Here is a 14,761-nt window from a genome sequence, read left to right on the forward strand (position 1 = left end):
GGCTAATCTCTTTTTCTGCACCCGACCTGGGCGTACAGGCCACAAGCAAACCAGCCAAGAGAATCCCCGCCACCTGCCATTTTTTAAATATTTTCACCGCACACCCCCTGAATTATCTATTCTCCGCTTGGCTTCTGGAGTCTCATTTCACGTTTTTCCTCCCGGAATTCTCCGGCAAGATTTTCCACAATTTCCGTAACCACAAGTCTCTCCCTCTCTATGGCCGTCACCCTTCCTCCGTGCAGTCCCATATAGGTTCCTTCCGTTACCACATACCCCCGGCCTGTGGATTCTTCCACCAGGGCCCGGGGCCCCATGGGAGAACGGACGATGCCAACAAGCTTCAGCTGGCTTAAATCCACCTTCTCAAGGGGAGTCTGGGGGACACGCCTTTCAGGCCTTTCTTCTCGCCGCTGCTCCACCCTTGGCCTTTCCTGAATAAGGGGCCTGAAAGGATCAATGCGGCCTTCGGGGTTATAGACAAGCCGTTCGGGAGCTGAAAGCAGTATCTTCTCGCCTGAAATTTCTTCTACCGAAACACCTTCTTCTGAAGTTCCAGATGAATCCATCTCTTTTTTTATCAATGTCGCAGTCTTTTCCATGGTTTCCACAGCTTCATTAATTATTTTTTCATCATCCACGGAAGGGACTACCGTATCTTTTACAGGGCTGGGGACATCCTTCTCCTGCACCGCTTTTTTATCAAAAAGAGCTAAAGTATCCGGATCCTTTTCAGGTTCAGAAGATTTTTTGGACAGATCTTTTTCAGAAACATCTGGCAAAATCAATGCTTCTGACTCCGGCGTCAGGGAAGTTATCTTCGTTTCATGGGCTTCTTCCAGCGGAGCCTGTATTTTTATTTCTCCATCTGCGATATTATCCGCCTCTGAGACAGAAAGCGCCACCGGATCTTTCTCCCCGTATAAAGCACCTTCAGGTCCGATATCTTTTTCATCTTCATGAAAAATAATCGTTCTTCTGAGAACCTCAGCCTTTTCAGGTGCAGGGGGTGGCGGAGCTTCCTGTCCGCACCCCAAGGGCAGTGCCAGAAGTACAGTAAGAAGTCCCAGTCTTCCAGCCCGGAAAAAATATGATCTTTTAAGCTTTTTCATCATCTTCTGCGACCTCCCTGTGCGGGCTGCCCCGATTCAGGTCCCGGTTCCGGTTCGACAAAACGATAGGTCACGATCTGGCAGCGGGTACGAATAAGCTGCCCCCTGTCCCTGTCAGCCTGACTCTGCAGATCTATCCCCCGTACATTCACCACCCTGGGCATACGGGCCAGAATATCAAGGAAAGTCACCGTTTCATGGAACCCACCGACCATTTCAACGGATACCGGAATTTCCGCATAAAACTCCCTACGAACCTCAGACTCCGGTTTGAACAATAAAAACTCAAGGCCCGCATCCCTGCCGGAAGCAGAGATAGTGGCCAGAAAGAGAGGAATTTCACGCCTTTCCGGAAGTGCCCGCATGGCTTCCTTAAAGGCCAGCTCCTTTTCTGCCTTTTCTTCCTGCAGGGGTTTAAGCTGACGCAGATCCGTCCTTGCCTTCTGGATACGGCCCTCCACCCTGCGGGTATCCTCAGCTATTTTTGTAAGCTCCTGCACTTTAGGAAGATAGATAAAATAAAAAAAGCCTCCGCAAAGCAGGGTGATGGTGATGGCAACCACCAGAATACGCTGGGGACGGGTCAGGGCATTGATCTTTGCCATAAGAGGTTCCAGTTGAGCAGACAGGGCTTGTACCTGTTCATTCAGACGTCCCTCTTTTTTTTGATTCTGATCATCTGTCATGGCTGTTTACCTTTTTGATTATGGGCGCATAGTTCCTCATTTCTGACACACCAGAGAAAAAGACCGCAGGGCAATATTTCCCTGCATCTGCTGCCTGACACTTTCAAGGCTTACCGATGAGAAAAAACCACTTTTTTCAAGATTGGTCATAAAATCCGCAACGGTCGTATCATCCAGCGCCAGACCTGCCATGCGGACACTCCCTCCATCTTCCTTAAAATTCAACAGCCACATCCGCTGGGGTACCACCGCTTCCGTCAGTGCCTCAAAAATTTCCACGGATCCCCGTCGGCCTGTTTCCAGAGATTCAAGGACACCCAGCTTCTGCTCCAGAAGCTCAAGCTCCCGACGGATCACCCCCACCTCTCTTGCCTGATTTTCGAGATTCCTTGCCTCTGTCTGAAGCCTTGCAAGGTTGTCACGCCCCTCTTTCACCTGGGTATCCATACGTTTATAGACAACGCCCATCACAAGAAAAACCAGCACCAGAGAAAGCATAAAAATTGAAACCTGCCTGCGGATGTTCTCTTTTTTTCTTGCGGTTCTGAAGGGGAGAAGATTAATTTTTATCATTTGTCTTCCACCTTTCTCAGGGCCAGCCCCATGACAACGGCCGCCTGCGGAGCCATTTTACGCAAAGTCTCAGCATCCAACTTGCCAGAATCCACCTGCACAGCTCCAAAGGGGTCCAGCAGCAAGACCTCAGCTCCGCTCTGCACGGAGAGTGCATCCACAAAGGTTTCCAGATACCCCCCACCACCGGAAAGCACCATCTTTTCCACCCGTTCCCCCGGATAGGTTGAATAAAAGAAATCCAGGGCCCTTCCAATTTCCGTACACCATTGACCGACCACCTGCCCTACAGCACCCAGATACTCATCCTCGGGCATTTTCTCTCCGCCCGAAGCAAGCTTCAAAGCCTCGGCATCCTCTTCACTGCACCCCGTAAAGGCCCGGATTCTCGAATTAATCTGCCTGCAGCCCAGGGAAACATCCCGCATAAAAACAGAGTCCCCGTCCTTGATTATATTCAGGGACATTTTAGCGGCGCCCACATTCAAAAGGACCACCTCTTCCGAAGTGATCCCATGGACAGCTTCATAAACATTCTGAACCGCCAGAGCATCCACATCCACAACACAGGGAGTCAGCCCGGCAAGCTCAGCAACCTCCACATACTGGTTCACAAGCTCTTTTTTTGCAGCCACAAGCAGAATATTCAGATGCTCAGGATTCTGGGAACTGGGACCCATCACCTGAAAATCCATACGGATATCCTTGATGTCAAAGGGAATATACTGCTCAGCCTCCACAAGGATACTTTTCTGCAGCGCCTCTTCCTCCATGGCAGGCATGGTAATCTTTTTCACAATGGCAGAATACCCGCCAATGGAAAGGGCAACCTTATCATTACGGATGCCGTAAAGGGAAAAAAGCTCCCGGATCACACCAGCCACATATTCAGGATCCCGGATAAGGCCATCTTCAATGGCCCCGGCTTTTAAATCCATGGTCCCAAAACGTTTCAGGATTCGCCCCTTTTTGGAGTCAAGAATTTCTGCGGCCTTGACCATGGAGGAACCAATATCCAGCCCCACAAGATGATTTGTCTTTGAAAACAGCATGGCAGCCTTTCTTATCCGAATTTTTTACAGAATAATTTCAATGTTCAGGTCCTGTACTCAGGGAAAAACCTTCAGATACAAGGCCTTTGACAACTACGGAGAAACCTGCCGACTGAACCCGGATATACGAACAGCAACAATGATTGTTCTGTATTTTTCAGACAAAACAACGTTTAAGTCAATATTTTTTATGTTTTTCACGTCTTTTTTCATGCACAGCCAAAATCCGACAGGATGAAAAGACAGAACAACCTCACAGTCGAACAGGTTATTTTGGAGCAAATTTCGGACCACATCAAAAAACATGCCCATAATAATTTCTTCAAATCCTTTGGATCATAAGGGTTGGCGGACAAACCAGCCCTATCCTTTCCATCATTCCAGGCCCCGCCCCATTCACAACTGACATATTTTGTATTTTTTTGACAAAATATGCCAAAATCACTCCTTGAGCTTCCCTCAAAAATCTTTTACACTTTCCTAAGTACCATCCGTAGCCTCAACCCCATACCAAAACAGGAATGCATGAACAGCTTTAAACTCATTTCCGCTCCGGAACCGCCTTCTTCCCTGAAAAAAACGTCCCCGCGGCAATCCTTTACCCTTGTAAAATATTTTACCCTGAGCAGTCTTATTCTCATGTTCAGCGGTGCCATCATTCTTTCCACCCTGCACACCCATCTGGTACGCAACCTTTTGATTGAAAAAAGCGAAGAATATGGAAATCTCCTGATAGAAAACCTCAACCATCAGATTTTCATGCAGTTTCTTATTCCCGTTTACTTTCAGTTCGGCCAGATCCAGCTCAAGGATCCGGAACAGTTCCAGCGCATGGACAATGTGGTCCGGAACACGCTGCACAGCTTTCAGGCAGACATGGTTAACATCTATGATTTGGACAATGTCATATCCTACAGCTTTAACACTGAAATCATAGGAGAAAAAAACCTAGGCGGTGCCGGATATGAAAAAGCCATGCAGGGAGAATCCACCACATCCTTTATACAGATTGGCAACCAGTGGGAAATGCTTTTCCGCATTCCGAGGGTCACACGGATAACCACCTTTGCCCCCCTCCGCATGGAAGATACCACATCCTCCCTTTCCGGCCCAATCATAGGCGTTGTTGAAATTGTACAGAATGTCTCTGAAGACTACAAAAAAATTTTCCGCTTGCAACTGCTTGTCATTATGACAAGTTCCCTTGTCATGGGCTTTCTTTTTCTAATCCTCAGAAGCATTGTCAAACATGGAGAACGCATCCTCGAAGAAAGAAACGAAGAGCAGCTCCGGCTGAAGGAAGAAGTCAACCGGAACCGCCACCTTTCAGCCCTTGGTGAAATGACAGCGGCCATCTCCCATGAAATCAGAAATCCCCTTGGCATCATCCGGAGTTCTGCGGAACTGCTGCAGACAAAAATGAACCGGCTGGAGCCCGGCAACACCATTGCAGACATCATTGTTGAAGAATCCACACGTATGAATGCCATCATTACGGATTTTCTGACCTACGCCCGGCCAAGAAGCATGTCTCCGGGGCCTTGCAACGTCTTTGATATCCTAAATAAAAACAAACTTTTTTTAAGCAACGAACTAAAATACGGCCACTTTGACCTTCACATTTACTGTGCTCCTAAAGTACCCGGCATCATTGCAGATCCGGACATGCTCTACCAGGCCTTCCTAAACTTGATCCTCAATGCCATGCAGGCCATGCCCGATGGCGGCAAAATAAATATCTCCATCCTGAACGGCCCCGGCAGCATACATATTCTCTTTGAAGACAGGGGACCGGGGATTCAGGAGCATATTCTTGACAAAATCAGGGAACCATTTTTCACTACAAAGGAAAAAGGAACCGGCCTTGGGCTGGGTATTGTGGAAAAAATCATTGCAGCCCACGGCGGAAAAATGGAAATCAGCAACCGGCAGGAAGGCGGCGTCCGGGTCAAAATATCCCTTCCATCAACAGAATCCGCAGAAACCGCCTGAGAGGAACACAGCATGGAAACCGTTCTCATTGTGGACGATGAAAAAAACTACCCCCTCATCCTAAGCGCCATCCTTGAAGAAGAAGGCTATGAAACCCTCAGGGCAAACTCAGGGGAGGAGGCTCTCGGTCTTCTGGGAGAATCCGGAGTGGACCTTGTCCTGACGGATATGCGGATGCCGGGCATGGACGGAATTTCCCTGCTCCGCGCCATAAAAGAAAAACAGCCGGACCTGCCCGTCATTATGATGACAGCCCACGGAACCGTGGAAAAGGCTGTGGAAGCCATGCAGCTGGGTGCCTACACCTATATTCTCAAACCCTTTGAAAACAAGACCCTGAAACAGCATGTATCCAAGGCCATGGATCTCTACCGGGTGGTGCTGGAAAACCGCAGACTGAGGGATATGGTGGCAGACCGCTTCTCCTTTTCAAAGCTCATTGGTAAAAGCGAAGCCATGCAGAAAATCTACGCCACCATCCGGAAAGTAGCCCCCTCAACGGCAACCATACTCATTGAGGGAGAATCCGGTACAGGAAAAGAACTGGTCGCAAGGGCGCTGCACTTCAACAGCCCCAGAAAAGACCAGCCCTTTGTGGCGGTCAACTGCTCGGCTCTTGCGGAAAATCTTCTGGAATCCGAGCTTTTCGGCCATGAAAAGGGTGCCTTCACCGGAGCCGCAGCCATGAGAAAAGGACGCTTTGAACTGGCCCATGGAGGCACCCTCTTTCTCGATGAAATAGGTGAAATCAGTCCGCAGATGCAGGTGAAACTCCTCCGCGTTCTCCAGGAAAAAATCATAGAAAGGGTTGGCGGCAGCAAAGCCATTGCCGTGGACTTCCGCCTGATGGCAGCAACCAATAAAACCCTTAAAAACGAAGTTATTAAAGGGGTTTTCAGGGAAGACCTCTATTATCGCCTCAACGTTGTCCACCTTCAGATCCCGCCACTTCGGGAAAGGGATAACGACATTCTTCTGCTGGCCCAGGCCTTTTTGCAGAAATTTTCCAGCCAGCGTACAGACAGCCAGCCCCTTTCCGGTATCAGCCCGGACTGCGGGAAACAGCTTCTTGCCTACCCCTGGCCCGGAAATGTGCGACAGCTGGAAAACGTCATGGAAAGGGCCGTGCTGCTGTCTGCAGGTCCCCAGATCCAGCCGGAAGATCTCCCGGCAGAGATCCGTGAATCCAGCAGCGGCCAGCCCGGCATGTCCCTTGTGCTTCAGGAAGGCACCCTCAGCGAAACCCTTGCCCATGTAGAAAAGGAACTGATCGAGCGGGCCCTGAAAGCCGCCTCCCACATTCAGGCCCATGCGGCGGCCCGTCTGGGTATCACCAAAAGCGGGCTGCACCAGAAAATAAAAAAGTACAAGATTGATCTGACCAGAGCCGAAGGTACGGAATAAGGCTGTTGTCAGAGCATGGCGCAAGCAGACATTTTAATGGGACAGACCTGAAGGCCTGTTCCGCTTATTTTCCACAAACGGTATCCACTCCGGATTTCCACATGCATACAATGCCCCAGGAAGGTTCAAAAAAATGAACCTGCAAAAAAGCATAAATATCAAAACCATACACTGACAATGTCCCGACAGGCAAAATATAAAGTTAATCTTTATGAACCTTTTGGATCCAGGGCCTCTACCCCAAAAACAAACCCAAAACCATAAACACCTGAACAAACAACAAAAAAGCCGAGCCACAAAATATGGCACGGCTCTTGCTTTATAAAAACACAACAAACAGCCATTCTCCAGGAAAAACGGACCGACTGACCCCGGTCCGTTTTCTTTTTCTGCAAATCAGATATGCCCCATACCCCAAAAAACATCATTTCAACACAAACAATGCAGCTTCTGGCAAGGTGCAAGGGCTCCCGGAAGCTGCATGCAGGCAATTCATAGCATAAAAAATTCAAACCCTTAAAAAAGCCGGGTCTCTCTGTAGGGGGAATCCGGGTACTGATCCAGCATACGCTCAAATGCTGCCCGGCTTTTATCCATGGCACCCAGTTCGGCCTCCAGACGGGCTACGTGGAAAAGGGCCGATTCCTGCAAAAAGAAATCCTTTTCCGAAGAAACGCTTTTGAAGTCGGCAAGGGCAGAAACCTTATCCCCCAGATGAAGATGCACATGGGCCCGTTCCCATACCACAAGGCGCCCCAGAATTCTGTCTTTTCCGAGTACAGAAAAAGCCAGATTATAGGCATCCAAAGCTGCGGCCGCATCACCGCCATCAAAAAGCATACGGCCCTCATAAATATGGGCAATGCGTCCGGCAAGGGTAGAAGGCCGGGATTCCCGGATATTTCTTATTTCCTGAATCAGGGCAGGCGAACTGCCATTTTCTGTCAGTTCTGCGGTCTGGAGAACAATCCCCAGCCTTGCGGAAGCATCCCTTTCCGCACTCACCTTCCAGCCCCAGTAGCCAAGGCCTGCAGACAGGGTTAAAACCAGTGCAAGCCCTGCCGTTACCAGCAGCCGTTTATGCACATAACAGAAATCCCAGACACGGGTAAAAAAACGGGCCATGGGATCATCCTGAATCATATCAATGGGTATTTTCGGTACATTGCTGTTTTTCTCTTCCATCAACTTTTCTCCTCAGGAACCGGAAGGGGACAGGCTGTCCCCGGGGGATAAGAAACGGGATGCGATCCGTGACCATCCGGCCTCCGGAATCTGCGCCCCCACCACACAACAGACTTCATACCCACAGGCGGATGCCAGATTACCGCAACGCTCCATGGGCCAGTCCTCAACGAGTCCATGCAAAAAGCCTGCCGCCCAAAGATCTCCGGCTCCTGTCGTATCCCTTACCCCTTGCCCTGCACAGGCATCAATGACCCAGCTTTCATGGCCCATACGGATACGGCTCCCTTCACTGCCCAGCTTCAGCACCGCAAGGCCCACCTCCGATGCCATGGCTTCCAGTGCCTTATCAGGATCCGAATGCCCCGTATAGGCCTTTGCCTCATCCTCATTGGCAATGAGAATATCCACATATTCCGGAATAACCCTGTGCAGGAGTTCCGGCGCAGCCTCAACCACGGTAAAACTGGCCAGATCCATGGCTGTCACAGCACCCGCCTTCCTTGCCTTCTCCAGCACGGCAAGCCCCAGCTCCGGGTTGAAAAAAAGATAGCCTTCCATAAATACAACAGCCGCCATGGAAAAAAACTCTTCGGAAAGATCCGCAGGCGTCAGCTCCGAAGAGGCTCCCAGAAAGGTGAACATGGAACGCTGGGCATCGGGGGTGATGATGGAAAGGACGCGGCCCGACGGGGTTGCCGACGTGGAGAGAACAGGCAGCACCCCCGAAATCCTCAGGGAAGATTCAAAGGCCTCACCCGTAGCGTCCATCCCCCGTTTTCCCATAAAAACGGCATCGCCCCCCAGCCGTGCAAGACCCTGAATGGCATTACAGGCAGCACCTCCGGGCACAATTTCCTTATCCTGCGGAACCTTTTCCAGACACCCGTCCAGAAACTCCGATGCCACAAGGGTCATCCCGCCCTTTATATCACTGATACCGTACAAAATCTCATCGGAAGTCTGCACCAGAATATCCGTGAGGGCCGAGCCAACCCCCAGCACCTTTTTACCCCTGGCCCTTATGCGGCCTCTCAGATCCATGTTCCCTGCCTTTCATTAAAAAAAACAATCCCCCATTACCAGACAAGATTCCCATGAATCCAGCCTTCATCCCCATCCGCATGCCGGATCTGAATCCAGTCCCCCTGACGACCCAGCACACGGAAAGGCACTCCCTTTTCAACGGTAAATACAATGGAATGATTGGTCCCCGGCCCGGAACGCACATTGGCCCTGGGATTTTTCACCACCACAGAAGGCGTACGACCCACCAGCCGCCCGGATACCCATCCCTCATACCCTTCAAAATCCCTGAAACGGACCCACCCGTCCTTTCTTTCAAGGACTTCAATGGGATAGTTGGCTTCCGCCTGCCAGAGCACACTGTACTGTGTTCCCGGCCCCGATCGTACATTCAGAGTCGGTCTTTCCACCGTAAGACGTTCTGCCGCAGCAGCGGCAGAACTCATCAGCACCCAGAAAAGAACTGCTGCAAAACCTGCCAGCATCCATCCGGAACTCCGCTGTTTTTTTGCCGTCTGTGCCAAAACATGCCTCCTTCCTTTAAAAATAAAAAAACTTTCAAGGCGAAGAAACCAGCGTCACACGCATCCTGTCCTCCTCCACATCGGAGATTTGCACACCGAAACGATCATAATGTTTTGTCATCAGAAGAGCAGCAAGCTCTCCTGCCGTTCCCCGGTACCGGACACGGACATCCATACCCTGCCCGGTTATTTCCCGTCTTTCAAGGGAAACAAAGCCTTCAATCTCACCCAGAACCCTTCGGAAATGGGTAAAACGGGTCAGGTAATTCTCTCCGGTGATATCCATACGGATTTCCCGCACCCGGGCATCTTTTTCAGTCTTACGCATCCATGCCGCCTGCAGATCCGGCACAATCCGGGACGCAGCCCTTCTTCCGGCCTCAAACAGGGCTTCCCTTTCTCCCGCTGCAGCCGTCTCACTGACCACCACAAGGGACTCCTCCACCTGAGCCAGCACATCACCGGTGTCCGTATCCAGAGCAAGAAGGAGCACATCCGCACGGAAAGACTGCTTCCGGTCTCCCAGCACATTCCCCCCCGGCATCACCCGGACCCTTCCGGCCATGACCACGGGAGCATTGAAAAGATTCCCAATCCGCCCTGCCTCCCGCATATCCAGCACGGTCCCCATCTCCTCGCCTGCAGCAGAAAGATTCCTGCCATCGGGAACAACCAGATCAAAGCCGGCCTCCCCCATCACCGATACCATGGCTTCGGTACTGCGACCGCCAAAAAAGGTCATATCCGCACCCGGCACCCACCATCTCAGGGGAGCCGCATCCCCAAGTCCCTGTTCTGATACCATGAATAAAAGGGCCGGAAGCCTTGAAAAATCCATTCCCAGCTCCTTCATACGGCCCTTGATGGCTTCCGCATCCGGCGAAACCCTGGCCACCATACGATAATTTCCCTTTTCCTCCATGGTGGCAAGGATTCTGAAATCCCTGATATAATTCTTAGGATTTTCTTCCAGTAAAGGGCTGAGCATCCTTAAGGCTGATGCCATGCGGGCCTCAGGGAGACTCTCCAGAATAAAACGTTCCACAGCCCGGCCAAGCACCGCCCTTTCCGCACGGCTCCTTGCCTCCCGGGCATCCACACCCTGCACAGCCACGGTATCCATAACAAGAAAGCCCTCCCTTCCATTTGCCCATGCGGTCTGAAGGCAGAGAAGAATCAGAATACCAAGCAGCATCATTCTGGTCATTTTTATTTCCTGTCAGTCAGCAAGGATGTTTCCACGATTGAATGCGTCCGCTCAAAAACGCACCCGCACAGGATCCAACCCCGAAAATTACTGTTTGCGTACAAGGGCATATTCCGCCAGCATTTCCAGCAGATCCTTATTCGCACCGTCAGGCAGTGGTCCTATGGCTTTTTTGGCAGCAGCCACATGATCCATGGCCCTCTGCCGGGTCTGCTCCATGCCTCCGGCTTTTTCCACGGCCCTTTTCACAAAGTCAAAATCCTGCGCCACAAATTCTGTGCCTGCCATGTTTCTTATAAAAGCGACGGTCTCTGCATCGGCAGAGCGCAGGGCACATATCAGGGGCAAAGTGGCCTTACCTTCCCGAAGATCCGCCCCCGGAAGCTTGCCTAAACCCTTTTCATCCTCCGTATAATCCAGAAGATCGTCTGCCATCTGAAAGGCCATGCCCAGCTCCCGGCCATAAAGGGCCGCCGCATCCGCATCTTCTCTGCCAACACCCGCCAGAAGCGCACCCGTCTTACAGGCACCTTCAATAAGCACGGCGGTTTTACGCTCAATCACCCGGTCATAGGCCGCTTCCGTGAGATCCAGATTGCCCCTGTTCCGTAGCTGCTCAATTTCCCCCTGAGCCATCTGCTCCGTGATCCGGGCAATGACGGATATGATTTCAGGATTTGCCGTAGCCGCCGCAAGATTCAGGGAGCGGGCCAGAAGAAAATCCCCCGTCAATACCGACTCCGCAGGCCCGAAAAGGGTATGGGCCGCAGATTTCCCCCGCCTCAGCACAGCCCCGTCCACCACATCGTCATGGATCAGGGTGGCCGCATGGAGAAACTCAAAAATACCTGCCACGTCCAGTACAAGATCATGGCTTCCCCCAAAAGCCCTGTGCATGAGCAGACAAAGCAGAGGGCGCAGCCGCTTGCCCCCGGAAAAAAGAATATGCCCCGCAATATCCCGGACCAGATCCAGCTCCGGCCTAAGATTGGCTTCCAGCCTTTTTTCTATGGCTGCAAGGTCTGCGGCCACGGCTCCGACTATTTTTTCCTTCAGACTTCCCATCCGTCCACCACATTTCCCGCAAGATCATAATCAAAGGCATCGGTGATCTCAAGGAGCACCACATCCCCCACCTGAAACCCGCTGCCGTCCACATAGGTGATACCATCCACCTCCGGTGCCTGAAAAGGCGTCCTTCCCTCAGCCAGCTCCCCTTCGGAAAGCTTTTCTATCAGTACAGGGTATCTTTTCCCAAGCCTCTGCCTGTTTTTTTCCCATGAAATACGCGCCTGTACCTCCATCACGGCATCCCTGCGTGCGGCGGCAAGCTCCGGCGGGACATGATTTTTCAAATGATGGGAAGGCAGGTCTTCCATATCCGAATAGGTAAAAACCCCCAGATGATCAAAACGCATGGTTCTTACAAACGCAAGCAGCTCCTGAAAATCTTCTTCGCTTTCACCGGGAAAACCCGTAATCAGCGTGGTGCGCAGAACCACATCCTCCACCTTTTCCCGTATACGGGAAAAAAGAGAATGGAGATCCCTGCGGGTATAATGCCTTCCCATGCGCCTCAGCACCGTATCCGAGGCATGCTGCACCGGCAGATCCAGATAAGAGCAGAAATTCTTTTTTTCCGCCATGAGATCCAGAAGATCATCGCTTAAACTTTCCGGGTGTCCGTAGAGAAGACGAACCCATACCCCATCCCCCACCGCATCACATACAGCCCGCACAAGATCACAGATCGTCCGGCCCCCTGCCAGATCCCTGCCCCAGTCCGTGGTTTCCTGGGCCACCAGCACCAGCTCCCGAACCCCGCTTTCCGTAAGATTGCGGGCTTCAGCCACAATATCCTCTAAGGAACGGCTGCGCTGCACGCCCCGAAGCATGGGAATGATACAATAGGTGCAGTGCCGGGAACAGCCTTCTGCCACCTTGAGATAGGCCGTATGGACCTGCGCCCGGTGCCTTTCCATCTCTGCGGTCTGTAAAGGGGCACTCACGGGATCCGGACAGAAGATATTTCCCCTTTCACGGGTAAAGGCTTCTCCCTTTTCCAAAAAGGAGAGAATGGAAAAATAGGCGGCAGTGCCTGCAAAAAAATCCACCTCAGGAAGGGATTCCAGAATGTCTTCCTGAAAACGCTCCGGCAGACAACCCGCCACAATGAGATATCTGCACGGACCTTCCCTGCGATATGCGGCCAGCTCCAGAATGGTATCAATGGAATCATCAATGGCATCCTGTATAAAACCACAGGTATTGATAACGATGATTTCCGCATCTTCAGGATGGTTTGCACCGGGGAAACCGGCCAGAGACAGATGCCCTGCAAGGACTTCACTGTCCACCTGATTCCGGGCACAGCCCAGGGTCTCAATATAACATTTCATAAAAAACTCAGCCGCCCCCTGCAAATTTCAATGCCCACGCCATGACACAGGCGCGGGCCCCCAGTAAAAAACATGAACCATCCATCATTTAAAAAAATCTGATTACCACAATCCTTTAGTCAAAAAAATAGCATGACCAGATTTTACGATTATCCGCGGGCACCCGTAAAGGATGCCCCAAGGCCCTTTTACTGAATAATTACCTGAAAAAAAATGTAATTATTCAGCATATCTTATTCCGAACTGCCAATACTGTAGTTGCTGCAGCTTCGTACTACTGCAAGGCTCCGTGGCTATTTGCAAGTGACATTGCAATCGTTTCGGACAGAGCTTTGCGGGCCTGTGCGAAAGAAGCGGCAAACTGTCTGAGCCGCCACAAAGGCAGCGTACTTAAGCCTGCCATGGTAATCAAAAAGCTTATCCTGCCTGTGGCGGGGAGGTTTTGCCGCCTCCCCACAGGGCAAGAAGCTCCCGAATAAGATTGCGTCACGGGCAAATAGCCTGGGGCCTGTGCATTTGCCTTGCAGTTATGGTGCCTGGAAAACTGTGCTGAACAGCAACCCACGCCGTGTTACGGCGTTTTGTCATAAAGTAACTTTTGAAGTTACTCAGAAGTTACAAAAAAATTATTTCCCGGTAAACTTCGGCGCCCTGCGCTCGGCAAAGGCCGTAAAGGCCTCCATGAGATCATCGGAGGGTACAATATTGGCACTCACGGAAGCCACATAGTCAAGGCCCTCTCCAACGGTGCGGCCTGCACCAAAATTGAGAACGTCCTTGGATGCCTGTACGGCCAGAGGCGAATTGGCTGCAATTTCAAGGGCCATGGCTTCTGCGGCAGCCATCAGACTCTCCTGATCCGCATACACCTCATTGACCAGCAGAATTTCCCTTGCACGGCGGGCATCAATGGTCTTTGCCGTAAAGGCCAGCTCACGGGCAATGCCTTCGCCCACAATGCGGGGAACCCGCTGCAAAGATCCCACATCGGCCACAAATCCCACGGCAGCCTCCTTGAGACAGAAAACAGCATCTGCGGAACACAGACGGATATCGCAGGCGCTGATCATGTCAAGCCCGGCACCGATGCAGTGCCCATGTACCGCAGCAATCACGGGCTTACGGCATTTTTCTATGCAGCTCATGGTTTCCTGCAGCATCTTGATCTTGGGAATAAAGCGCCACTTCACGCCGCCCTTCTGCTCTTCCATCAGCTCGGGCATGGCTCCCACCATTCCCATGAGGTCAATACCCGCACAGAAGGAAGGTCCCTTGGCGGCCACAACAATGACGCGGATATCAGGGTCTGCATCCAGATCCGCATACACTGCCGGAGCATCCTGCCATGCGGGCAGATGCATGGCATTTTTCTTTTCCGGCCTGTTCAGGTACACCCATGCTACTTCACCTTTTTTTTCCACAAGATAATAGCTGCTCTCCGTCATGCCTCATCCTCTTTTCTTTATTTTTAATGTAAAGGTTTAAGATCTGGTAATTATTCAGCACCGTTTTCCAAGTACCATACCTGCAAGACAGATGCACAGGCCCCGGCTATTTGCCCGTGACGCAATCTTATTCGGGAGCTTCTTGCCCTGTGCGGA

13 protein-coding genes are annotated in these 14,761 nt (G+C 51.4%); 2 read left to right on the plus strand and 11 right to left on the minus strand.

What is annotated here, in order from left to right:
• Positions 1 to 116: 116 nt before the first annotated feature.
• Genes LZ24_RS05190 through pilM form a run of 4 tightly spaced genes read right to left on the minus strand, consistent with a single transcriptional unit; the run spans position 117 to position 3,423 of the window.
• The gene (locus LZ24_RS05190; RefSeq protein ID WP_144683062.1) at positions 117 to 1,115 is read right to left on the minus strand and encodes a pilus assembly protein PilP; all 999 of its coding nucleotides are present in this window, start codon (positions 1,113 to 1,115) and stop codon (positions 117 to 119) included.
• On the minus strand, positions 1,112 to 1,798 hold the full coding sequence (locus LZ24_RS05195; RefSeq protein WP_144683064.1) for a type IV pilus inner membrane component PilO: 687 nt from the start codon (positions 1,796 to 1,798) through the stop codon (positions 1,112 to 1,114). The genes LZ24_RS05190 and LZ24_RS05195 overlap by 4 nt, the downstream gene beginning before the upstream one ends.
• Before the next feature lie 36 nt (positions 1,799 to 1,834).
• Entirely contained in the window at positions 1,835 to 2,371 is a 537-nt protein-coding gene (locus tag LZ24_RS05200; protein WP_144683066.1) for a PilN domain-containing protein, read from the minus strand.
• On the minus strand, positions 2,368 to 3,423 hold the full coding sequence (gene pilM / locus LZ24_RS05205) for a type IV pilus biogenesis protein PilM (protein WP_144683068.1): 1,056 nt from the start codon (positions 3,421 to 3,423) through the stop codon (positions 2,368 to 2,370). The genes LZ24_RS05200 and pilM overlap by 4 nt, the downstream gene beginning before the upstream one ends.
• A 525-nt stretch (positions 3,424 to 3,948) precedes the next feature.
• On the opposite strand from pilM, the gene LZ24_RS05210 reads away from it, so the two are divergent.
• Together LZ24_RS05210 and LZ24_RS05215 are read left to right on the plus strand one after the other, a co-directional pair.
• Positions 3,949 to 5,415: a sensor histidine kinase gene (locus tag LZ24_RS05210; RefSeq protein WP_144683070.1), complete on the plus strand. Its 1,467-nt coding sequence runs from the start codon at positions 3,949 to 3,951 to the stop codon at positions 5,413 to 5,415.
• A 12-nt stretch (positions 5,416 to 5,427) separates the two neighbouring features.
• Positions 5,428 to 6,819 (plus strand): sigma-54-dependent transcriptional regulator, encoded by a 1,392-nt coding sequence (locus LZ24_RS05215; protein ID WP_144683071.1) that lies wholly within the window; start codon positions 5,428 to 5,430, stop codon positions 6,817 to 6,819.
• 516 nt (positions 6,820 to 7,335) lie between these two features.
• Here LZ24_RS05215 and LZ24_RS05220 read toward each other — a convergent pair.
• From LZ24_RS05220 to LZ24_RS05250, 7 genes are all read right to left on the minus strand, one after another.
• Positions 7,336 to 8,004, minus strand: coding sequence for a tetratricopeptide repeat protein (locus LZ24_RS05220; RefSeq protein WP_144683072.1), 669 nt, complete (start codon positions 8,002 to 8,004; stop codon positions 7,336 to 7,338).
• A 12-nt stretch (positions 8,005 to 8,016) separates the two neighbouring features.
• The gene (locus LZ24_RS05225; protein WP_144683074.1) at positions 8,017 to 9,048 is read right to left on the minus strand and encodes an adenosine kinase; all 1,032 of its coding nucleotides are present in this window, start codon (positions 9,046 to 9,048) and stop codon (positions 8,017 to 8,019) included.
• Positions 9,049 to 9,083: 35 nt separating this feature from the next.
• Positions 9,084 to 9,554, minus strand: a complete 471-nt coding sequence (locus LZ24_RS05230; protein ID WP_246118521.1) for an SH3 domain-containing protein — start codon at positions 9,552 to 9,554, stop codon at positions 9,084 to 9,086.
• A gap of 34 nt (positions 9,555 to 9,588) precedes the next feature.
• On the minus strand, positions 9,589 to 10,761 hold the full coding sequence (locus LZ24_RS05235; RefSeq protein WP_144683076.1) for a hypothetical protein: 1,173 nt from the start codon (positions 10,759 to 10,761) through the stop codon (positions 9,589 to 9,591).
• A gap of 87 nt (positions 10,762 to 10,848) precedes the next feature.
• Positions 10,849 to 11,826 carry a polyprenyl synthetase family protein gene (locus tag LZ24_RS05240; protein WP_144683078.1) on the minus strand — a complete coding sequence of 326 codons (978 nt, stop codon included), beginning with the start codon at positions 11,824 to 11,826 and terminating at the stop codon, positions 10,849 to 10,851.
• Entirely contained in the window at positions 11,814 to 13,160 is a 1,347-nt protein-coding gene (rimO, locus tag LZ24_RS05245) for a 30S ribosomal protein S12 methylthiotransferase RimO (protein ID WP_144683081.1), read from the minus strand. The genes LZ24_RS05240 and rimO overlap by 13 nt, the downstream gene beginning before the upstream one ends.
• Before the next feature lie 626 nt (positions 13,161 to 13,786).
• Complete coding sequence (locus LZ24_RS05250) at positions 13,787 to 14,605, minus strand: crotonase/enoyl-CoA hydratase family protein (protein WP_144683083.1); 819 nt, start codon at positions 14,603 to 14,605, stop codon at positions 13,787 to 13,789.
• Positions 14,606 to 14,761: the final 156 nt, after the last annotated feature.

Source organism: Desulfobotulus alkaliphilus (assembly GCF_007830435.1).
Lineage (GTDB): Bacteria > Desulfobacterota > Desulfobacteria > Desulfobacterales > ASO4-4 > Desulfobotulus > Desulfobotulus alkaliphilus.

Excerpts from the sequence above, each read along its gene's own strand:
- LZ24_RS05190 (WP_144683062.1), bottom strand. The coding sequence starts at position 1,115 with ATGATGAAAAAGCTTAAAAGATCATATTTTTTCCGGGCTGGAAGACTG.
- LZ24_RS05225 (WP_144683074.1), bottom strand. The coding sequence starts at position 9,048 with ATGGATCTGAGAGGCCGCATAAGGGCCAGGGGTAAAAAGGTGCTGGGG.
- LZ24_RS05235 (WP_144683076.1), bottom strand. The coding sequence starts at position 10,761 with ATGACCAGAATGATGCTGCTTGGTATTCTGATTCTTCTCTGCCTTCAG.
- pilM (WP_144683068.1), bottom strand. The coding sequence starts at position 3,423 with ATGCTGTTTTCAAAGACAAATCATCTTGTGGGGCTGGATATTGGTTCC.
- LZ24_RS05240 (WP_144683078.1), bottom strand. The coding sequence starts at position 11,826 with ATGGGAAGTCTGAAGGAAAAAATAGTCGGAGCCGTGGCCGCAGACCTT.
- rimO (WP_144683081.1), bottom strand. The coding sequence starts at position 13,160 with ATGAAATGTTATATTGAGACCCTGGGCTGTGCCCGGAATCAGGTGGAC.
- LZ24_RS05195 (WP_144683064.1), bottom strand. The coding sequence starts at position 1,798 with ATGACAGATGATCAGAATCAAAAAAAAGAGGGACGTCTGAATGAACAG.
- LZ24_RS05250 (WP_144683083.1), bottom strand. The coding sequence starts at position 14,605 with ATGACGGAGAGCAGCTATTATCTTGTGGAAAAAAAAGGTGAAGTAGCA.
- LZ24_RS05210 (WP_144683070.1), top strand. The coding sequence starts at position 3,949 with ATGAACAGCTTTAAACTCATTTCCGCTCCGGAACCGCCTTCTTCCCTG.
- LZ24_RS05215 (WP_144683071.1), top strand. The coding sequence starts at position 5,428 with ATGGAAACCGTTCTCATTGTGGACGATGAAAAAAACTACCCCCTCATC.
- LZ24_RS05220 (WP_144683072.1), bottom strand. The coding sequence starts at position 8,004 with ATGGAAGAGAAAAACAGCAATGTACCGAAAATACCCATTGATATGATT.
- LZ24_RS05200 (WP_144683066.1), bottom strand. The coding sequence starts at position 2,371 with ATGATAAAAATTAATCTTCTCCCCTTCAGAACCGCAAGAAAAAAAGAG.